We start from the raw sequence: 915 nt of genomic DNA, 5'->3' as shown, positions 1-915 counted from the left end.
TACAGCGACATGGCACTGGTGCTCGCGGTGGAGGACAATCTGGTCAAAGGGGCGGCAGGGCAGGCGGTGCAGAACATGAACCTGATGTTCGATCTGCCGGAGACGGCGGGACTCGGGGACGTGGCGCTGCTGCCCTGAGCGCCGGCAATTGACTCCGAACGGGGCCGTCCCCACCATTTAGGGGAAGTGCCCACCTCCAGGAGGCGAAAGGATCATGAGCGAAGTGGTCGAAGAGCAGGACGAGCTGCTGAACTTCACGGACAACGCCGCACTCAAGGTGCGTCAGCTCCTCGATGAGGAGGACAACGGTGACCTGAAGCTGCGGGTCTATATCACCGGTGGTGGCTGTTCCGGCTTCCAGTACGGATTCATGTTCGACGAGAATCAGGAAGACGGTGACGCGGTTATCGAGAAGAACGGCGTGACGCTGCTGATCGACCCGATGAGCGGTGCCTACCTCGAGGGGGCCGAGATCGATTACGTCGAGGGTATCGAGGGCGCGCAGTTCATCATCCGCAACCCCAACGCCGCCACCACCTGCGGCTGCGGCTCCTCATTCGGCGTCTAGGCCCTCAGGCCGGATAGATCCCGCCCAGCACCACCGGCCGGCGCGCTCCCGTCACACCCGGGAGGTTGCCCGGCCGGCCGGCGAGCGTCTCACGTGCCAGCCAGGCGAACGCCGCCGCCTCGACGAAATCCGGATCGATGCCGATCTCTTCCGTGGAGCCCACCTGCCAGCCGGGCAGGTGTCGTCGCAGCGTGCCCATGAGATGGGTGTTGTGCACCCCGCCGCCGCAGACCAGCAGCCGGCCCGGGGCCGCGGCACTGCCCCCGGTGCTTGCGCTGAGGGCGTCCGCGACCGTGCGCGCGGTGAGATCGGCCAGCGTCGCCTGCACATCCACCGGTGCCGGTGGG

2 protein-coding genes and 1 pseudogene are annotated in these 915 nt (G+C 66.7%); 2 read left to right on the top strand and 1 reads right to left on the bottom strand.

What is annotated here, in order from left to right:
• Positions 1-138 (top strand): annotated as a pseudogene (locus tag G7A99_RS25695) (N-acetyl-gamma-glutamyl-phosphate reductase); the annotation flags it as partial.
• Between the two features lie 76 nt (positions 139-214).
• Entirely contained in the window at positions 215-568 is a 354-nt protein-coding gene (gene erpA, locus G7A99_RS21605) for an iron-sulfur cluster insertion protein ErpA (RefSeq protein WP_163143986.1), read from the top strand.
• A gap of 4 nt (positions 569-572) precedes the next feature.
• Here erpA and G7A99_RS21600 read toward each other — a convergent pair.
• Positions 573-915 (bottom strand): anhydro-N-acetylmuramic acid kinase (locus tag G7A99_RS21600; RefSeq protein ID WP_205599991.1); only part of this gene is annotated, 343 nt, incomplete at its 5' end.

The sequence above is a fragment of the Arhodomonas sp. KWT genome (genome assembly GCF_010993615.1).
Note: the sequence above shows the minus strand (reverse complement) of the source record. Positions and strands in the feature narration are given on the sequence as shown.

Bases quoted from the DNA above. Each gene is read 5' to 3' on its own strand.
- erpA (WP_163143986.1), top strand. From the start codon at position 215: ATGAGCGAAGTGGTCGAAGAGCAGGACGAGCTGCTGAACTTCACGGAC.